This window comes from Wolbachia endosymbiont of Cardiocondyla obscurior, from assembly GCF_902713635.1.
In the GTDB taxonomy this organism is placed as follows: domain Bacteria; phylum Pseudomonadota; class Alphaproteobacteria; order Rickettsiales; family Anaplasmataceae; genus Wolbachia; species Wolbachia pipientis.
Genome location: NZ_CACTIU010000125.1, coordinates 1 through 667, shown reverse-complemented (window position 1 = coordinate 667; position 667 = coordinate 1). Strand labels below are relative to the sequence as shown.

1 protein-coding gene is annotated in these 667 nt (G+C 38.2%); it reads right to left on the bottom strand.

Annotated elements, in window-relative coordinates; translation table 11 throughout:
* Nucleotides 1–222 precede the first annotated feature (222 nt).
* Nucleotides 223–603 carry a helix-turn-helix domain-containing protein gene (locus WOCAOBSORBRA_RS06510; protein ID WP_007549224.1) on the bottom strand — a complete coding sequence of 127 codons (381 nt, stop codon included), beginning with the start codon at nt 601–603 and terminating at the stop codon, nt 223–225.
* Nucleotides 604–667 lie beyond the last annotated feature (64 nt).

Here is a 667-nt window from a genome sequence, read left to right as displayed (position 1 = left end):
CCATCCATTAAAAACATCCATATTACAGTGGCCTTCAAAGGTTAACGGAACAACTATCTTTCTTCCACTTAAGGCTGCAACCATACTGATTCGTTGAGTTTTCTTTCCAGATTTTAAGGCATAAAACCGCTGTCCTTTCTGGCAATATCCGTAGTTCGGTGTTATCAATGCCAGACTCATCTATATACACTAAGTTTTTAGGTTCTTTTGTCGCTATAATTTTCAAAAATTCAGCACGTTTTTCTTCGTTTCTTTCCTTGTATCCATATGTCTTTTTTTGCGCGTAAATCCAATTTTTTTAAGGGCTCGATAGATCGTTTGGATACTAACGTTGTTCCAAAGTTTAGCCATTTCCGATAGAGTCTTTCCTCCGTGTTCTCTGGCAAATTTGGCAAAGGTATCCCAGTCGGTAATTTTGTGATTGTAACCCCCATTTCCAAGTTTTTTTGATTGAAAGTCTCCTGTTTCTTTTCTTCTTTGCTGCCACTCCCATAAAGTAGTTCGTCCAATCTTAAATCTTGCTGCCACTGTTTCTCTGCTTTCTCCTTCGTCTAGCGCTTCCATTGCTTTTTTTCTTAAATCATAACTATATGCTGCTGGCATTCAACCTCCTTATCATCATCTACCCTTATCCTATCACATCCGGACTTTTATGGAAAGAGCTATA

Excerpts from the sequence above, each read along its gene's own strand:
- WOCAOBSORBRA_RS06510 (WP_007549224.1), bottom strand. The coding sequence starts at position 603 with ATGCCAGCAGCATATAGTTATGATTTAAGAAAAAAAGCAATGGAAGCG.